The sequence below is a fragment of the Nostoc sp. NZL genome (assembly GCF_015714705.1).
GTDB lineage: Bacteria > Cyanobacteriota > Cyanobacteriia > Cyanobacteriales > Nostocaceae > Nostoc > Nostoc foliaceum_A.
On sequence record NZ_WBKL01000077.1, the window covers coordinates 1 to 5604 of the forward strand.

Sequence of the window (5604 nt, forward strand, 5' to 3'; positions counted from 1 at the left end):
GCCACTACGGACAACTTGCCGCATCTTTTCGTCGGTAGCAACCTGCCACTGCACTGGAACATTATATTGTGGCATCCCACCACCATTGAGCGGATCGGGGGCTAAACGCGTCCACAGTACTACATTATCTGGAAGTGGTTCACCGGAAGCAACACCCAAACTAAAGGGATAATTAGAGAATCGGGGCTGGGCGAGAACTTTGTTAGAGAATTGATTAGCGATCGCAAAACCAGTTAAGGCTCCAGTCCCAATCAAAACTTGTCGTCGTCTCAGGCGACTTGATAGCAAGCGCTCGAAGTTGAAGTTTTGCATATACTCCCCTGATTATCGCGTTTAAATCACAGCAGAGTGTAACAGCGCAACTTTAATGCCTCTTTGCAATCAGGTTAAGCATTGATTATTCCAACACAACCTTAGTTATTTAATCTGAATTAATAGCGCGATTTTTGGCTATCTTTGAACGCAGAAAATGCTCCTATAATTCCCAAAATGGTAGTGTTAAATATGTAGTGAAACCTGATAATTTATAACTTAAATTATTCATTTTTAGCTATTGAAATTTTGAATTACATTTAACTGACTGATTGAATTGCCTCTCAAAGATAAATTTGCTAAATGTCCTAAGTTGACCCAACGCTGTAGAACTCAGCAGCCAACCCACAGCGCTCGGTCATCGCAACTCTTGGAGACGCTGCGCGTAGCTTGCTTCCCCGCAGGGGTACGCCACAACTGGCTAGTAATGTACTAGAAAATACATAGTAAACGTGCGATGGCGTACCCGCCCGCCGTAAGTGATCGCAATAAAGCGTAAGCAAAAAGCTCCTTAATCGTGTAATCTAGTTGGCATTGAGCCGAAATCCTTGTGATTTCCTGTAAGATGGTCTGAAAAACCTTATCCTGTCTGCCTTTGAGAATTCGCTACATCAGAGTCAAAAAAGCCTCTATTTACAACGGAAAATCAAGCTTTTTAAACTCATATTGCAGGAAATTACAAACATCTCGGCTTGATACCTACTAGACTTGCGCTACAACTCCCTGATTTGGCAACTCGAAGGAAGCCGCTGTAATGACAGGTGCATTTGGATCAGACACTGCAATTCCGGTAGGTTGAGACTGAGGCAGCAGTCGGTAGTCAGTACGCCAGCGTTCGCGGTTGAGATCGCAGCGAACATAACCGCGCAGTCTCCCATTGAAATATTTTACCCACGGGTTCTGTGGCAATGCTGCTTCTACGTCGAATGTCCAGGGACAACTTGAACTGATCGAAGTACCAACAAACTCAGTTGCTACTGTTTGTGAGTTGGGGTCGTCAAAGTTAGCCTTCAGGTCATTAACCCAGCTAGAATGCCAGTCACCAGTAATGACTACGGGGTTTGAGGGGCGGCGTTGCTGGATGAAACCGAGAATGCGATTGCGAGAGGCAACATAACCGTCCCACTGGTCAAGGTTAAAGACTTTTTCAGCTCCAGTATTGTAGTCAAACTGAGCCATGATAGTCTGTTGGGCAATGACGTTCCAGCGTGCGCCAGAGCGATTTAGTCCCTCAAACAGCCACCGCTCTTGCTCCGAACCAGTCATGGTAGCAGTTGGGTCAGTAGCTTCAGCGCATCGCGGCTTACGCCCGTCACCACAGGGTTGATTGGTACGGTACTGGCGGGTATCTAAGACATTGAATTCAACAAGATCGCCAAAAGTCAACCGTCGGTAGAGCTGCAAATCAAGACCTCTAGGCTTTGAGAAGTCCCGCAGCGGCATGTGTTCGTAGTATGCCTGAAAAGCAGCAGCACGACGGGCAAGGAACACCGAACGTGATTGTAGTTCGGGGTCTTGAGGAATTTCGTCGGCCCAATTATTGTCAACTTCGTGGTCGTCCCAAGTGACTAGCCAAGGAAATGCAGCATGAGTTGCTTGTAGGTGTGGATCAGTCTTGTACAGAGCGTGGCGGTTACGGTACTCCTGCAAGGTAAATGGTTCACCATTGCCATCGTGCGATCGCAGCGCAGTTGTACTCGGTGCGCCTTCATAAATATAATCACCGAGATGAACCACTAAGTCCAAATCCTCTTGAGCCATATTTTTGTAGGCGGCATAATAACCACTTTGCCAGTTTTGACAGGAAGCGAAGGCAAAGCGGAAGCGCTCAACGCGATCACGCGGGTTAGGAGCAGTGCGAGTCCGCCCGATTGGGCTAACTTCATTGCCCACCCTAAACTGATACCAGTACCATCGTGCAGGTTTTAATCCTTGCACTTCTACATGAACAGAGTGTCCAAATTCTGGAGTAGCCATCTGTGCGCCACTACGGACAACTTGCCGCATCTTTTCGTCGGTAGCAACCTGCCACTGCACTGGAACATTATATTGTGGCATCCCACCACCATTGAGCGGATCGGGGGCTAAACGCGTCCACAGTACTACATTATCTGGAAGTGGTTCACCGGAAGCAACACCCAAACTAAAGGGATAATTAGAGAATCGGGGCTGGGCGAGAACTTTGTTAGAGAATTGATTAGCGATCGCAAAACCAGTTAAGGCTCCAGTCCCAATCAACACTTGTCGCCGTCTCAGGCGACTTGATAGCAAGCGCTCAAAGTTCAAGTTTTGCATATACTCCCCTGATTATCGCGTTTAAATCACAGCAGAGTGTAACAGCGCAACTTTAATGCCTCTTTGCAGTCAGGTTAAGCATTGATTATTCCAACGCAACCTTATACCAATTCGCAATGGGCTAACGCCCCGCTTCGCTAACGCAATGGGCTAACGCCCCGCTCCGCTAACTTAATTAAAAAACTTAGATGCAGCAAAGCTTTCAGGGGTTACATCTGCATCAGATTTTTCGTCAAATGGTATTAATTATTTAATCTGAATTAATAGCGCGATTTTTGGCTATGGCTATGTTTGAGTGTAGAAAATGCTCCTATAATTCCCAAAATTAACAGACTGATTGTTGAACTTGTTTCGGAAACAGCTTGCACCTGATCAACAAGTAGTCCTGAGTCAGAACAATTTTGAGGCGAAAGTAATTAATGCTAACATAATTGTCATGAAACTTTGACTTTTGTGAATTTTTAGTGTCCAGACCTTTAGGGCGGAAAGTGAATTAGGAGATTTAGATATCCATGCCCAACCGCAAAAAGCATATTGAGCATCTACCTCATGCTGAAGCAGCTGATCGCACAATTCGTTTCAAGCAACATCAACGCCTGTTTGCGTTACTTGCGATCGCAGCCGGTTTAATTTTTCTTCAGGGATATATGATCGCTCCCCTGATTCCACGTTTGGCTGAAGTGTTTAACGTTCCAGTTCAGGAAATTGGATTTATCGTTCCAGCCTACATGTTATCTTACGCACTGATGGCATTATTCTACGGTGTGCTATCAGATCGATTCGGACGATGGCCTGTAATTCGCATCTCGCTGGCAATTTTTGTAATTTGTACAGCTTTGACCGCAACGGCTCAGACAGCTTCGCAAATGGCGGCTTGGCGACTGCTGACTGGACTTGGAGCCAGTGGCGTTATTCCACTCACATTTGCATTGATTGGTGATTTATTTCCTTTTGAGCAACGAGGTAGCAAGCTAGGGCTGGTGTTTGCAGCGATGGAAGGAGGCATGGCCGCAGGTTCTGCGGGTGGGGCAATTCTTGAACCGTTTTTGGGTTGGAGATGGCTATTTATCGGTACGGCTGTTCTTGCTGCTTTTGTACTTTGGCGGCTTCATCTTTACGGCGCTCTATTCGATACACCCAGTATTGAAAAATTACCTAGTGTTCGTGAGATATTTAGAGGATACAGCCAGATATTAATTACTTTTCGCGGACAACGAACTTATGCTTATGTTTTGTGGAACGGGATTTATCACTCTGGTGTATATACTTGGTTAGGGTTGTATTTATCACAACGTTACAACATGGATGCCTTGAGCATTGGTTTGACTATTCTCGGCTACGGCATACCTGGATTACTGTTAAGTTCCCTAATTGGTCAATCTGTTGATCGTTGGGGAAGACGTTGGCTAGTTCCGTTAGGACTAGTGATGGCGGCCTTAGCTGGTCTTGTGATGATTTTCGATATTCCCGCATATATCACGACGATAGCGGTTCTATTCTTATCTTTGGGATACGACCTGACGCAACCTTTGTTTGTGGGTATTGTGACTGACTTGGGGGATGGCAATAATTTAGGTCAAACGATGGGACTCAAAGTGTTTACCCTATTCACTGGATTTGGTGTTGGTAGCCTTATTTTTGGAGAGTTACTGCACTTTGGGTTTGCCATAACTCTGGCTATTTTTGCTGGCATTCAGTTAATTTCTGGTTTGATAGCAATTCCACTCTTTTGGCGGGAAGTCCCATCTCAACTGCGCTCATAAGCTGATGCGCTCCTAAATTGTATAAACACTCTTTACGGTCGTTAACTGTTGACGGTTAACGGTTATCAGTTAACAGTTAACAGTTAACAGCCTTAATGTTCAAGTTAAATGCGTAACAGCTTAGAAATACATGCGATACGGGAAGCTGAGAGATTTAGACCTGAGAGTGTCAATAATGAGTATTCCTGCCCGATGCTAATTAAATTTTAGGCGAACTAAGGGCATTCAGTAGCAGCAGTGACCACGGCACTTTAATATCGGGTATGAGCCATGAGTAATTTCTCAGTACAGGTAATGCAGCTGGTAGCACAAAACGCAAAGAGCGTAGAGATGCAGGACAATCGCCATTTTCATCGACAATTCCATATTTACTAGCTAGTTCAGCAACAATCTGCACACGTCCGGTATGGCGCATGATATTTGATTCACCAGAAAGTGCAGCAATCACCCGTCCAGTTAATAAGGGAGTTTCCCAATTGTAGCGATCGCTAAGAAATGAGTTATTCTTTTCAGGATCATTGGTTTGATTCATTTCAGAAGCAAAACGGGAAAAAAGCTCAGTACCAACAATACCTGGCCAAATTGAAACAGAAGCGACATTATGGGGTTTTAACTCAACAGCCATATCAGCTGCTAGGCGATCGCAAGCTGCTTTCCCAGCACCGTATGCTGTATTAAATATATAAGACATACTACCCCACGAGGAAATGGTGCAAATTAGTCCAGAGTTCCGCTTGGTCATCATTCGGGCAGCAAAAACACTCGCAACATAGTGGCTACGAAGACCAACGTTATTGCTAGCATCCCAAAGACTTGGTTCACAATCCCAAAAGGGCTGCCCATAAGCGTCTTTTAATGCCTGAACTCCTGAGTAAGCATTATTCACCAATAAATCGAGTTGTCCATCCTGCTCATCTTGGATACGCTCAAATAGTAAACGCACCTGCTCATCGTCGCTGTGGTCTACTTGAACGGGAATGCACACGCCACCGAATTCCTCTATGGCTGATTGGGTTTCACTGAGACTCCCTGAAACCGCATCACTGGAAGAGTTGTTGAGGCTGCGCCCGGTAACATATACAGTTGCCCCAACCTCACCCAAGCCAATAGCAATTCCCCTACCAATCCCCCGTGTAGCACCTGTTACCAATGCCACTCTACCCTCAAGATGTCTCATAATAATCCCTTTTCTCTGCCCTCTTATTCCCCCTGCCCTCTTATTCCCCCTGCCCCC

5 protein-coding genes are annotated in these 5604 nt (G+C 45.5%); 1 reads left to right on the plus strand and 4 read right to left on the minus strand.

Going from position 1 to position 5604, the window contains the following annotated elements; genetic code table 11:
* The 3 genes from F8R90_RS11130 to F8R90_RS11140 all read right to left on the minus strand — a co-directional run.
* Positions 1 to 312, minus strand: a 312-nt coding sequence (locus F8R90_RS11130; RefSeq protein WP_196510787.1) for a PhoD-like phosphatase N-terminal domain-containing protein, incomplete at its 3' end; no start/stop codon positions are given.
* A 308-nt stretch (positions 313 to 620) separates the two neighbouring features.
* Positions 621 to 815: a hypothetical protein gene (locus F8R90_RS11135; RefSeq protein WP_196510788.1), complete on the minus strand. Its 195-nt coding sequence runs from the start codon at positions 813 to 815 to the stop codon at positions 621 to 623.
* Positions 816 to 1014: 199 nt separating this feature from the next.
* Positions 1015 to 2607, minus strand: a complete 1593-nt coding sequence (locus F8R90_RS11140; RefSeq protein WP_196510789.1) for an alkaline phosphatase D family protein — start codon at positions 2605 to 2607, stop codon at positions 1015 to 1017.
* Positions 2608 to 3119: 512 nt separating this feature from the next.
* Between F8R90_RS11140 and F8R90_RS11145 the strand changes: the two genes are divergently transcribed.
* On the plus strand, positions 3120 to 4370 hold the full coding sequence (locus tag F8R90_RS11145) for an MFS transporter (protein ID WP_196510790.1): 1251 nt from the start codon (positions 3120 to 3122) through the stop codon (positions 4368 to 4370).
* A 199-nt stretch (positions 4371 to 4569) separates the two neighbouring features.
* Here the strand turns inward: F8R90_RS11145 and F8R90_RS11150 are convergent, their stop codons facing one another.
* Positions 4570 to 5547 (minus strand): SDR family NAD(P)-dependent oxidoreductase, encoded by a 978-nt coding sequence (locus tag F8R90_RS11150; protein ID WP_196510791.1) that lies wholly within the window; start codon positions 5545 to 5547, stop codon positions 4570 to 4572.
* Between the last annotated feature and the right edge of the window lie 57 nt (positions 5548 to 5604).

What these genes read in the sequence shown, in the direction of transcription:
- F8R90_RS11150 (WP_196510791.1), bottom strand. Translation starts at nt 5,547, where the DNA reads ATGAGACATCTTGAGGGTAGAGTGGCATTGGTAACAGGTGCTACACGG.
- F8R90_RS11145 (WP_196510790.1), top strand. Translation starts at nt 3,120, where the DNA reads ATGCCCAACCGCAAAAAGCATATTGAGCATCTACCTCATGCTGAAGCA.
- F8R90_RS11140 (WP_196510789.1), bottom strand. Translation starts at nt 2,607, where the DNA reads ATGCAAAACTTGAACTTTGAGCGCTTGCTATCAAGTCGCCTGAGACGG.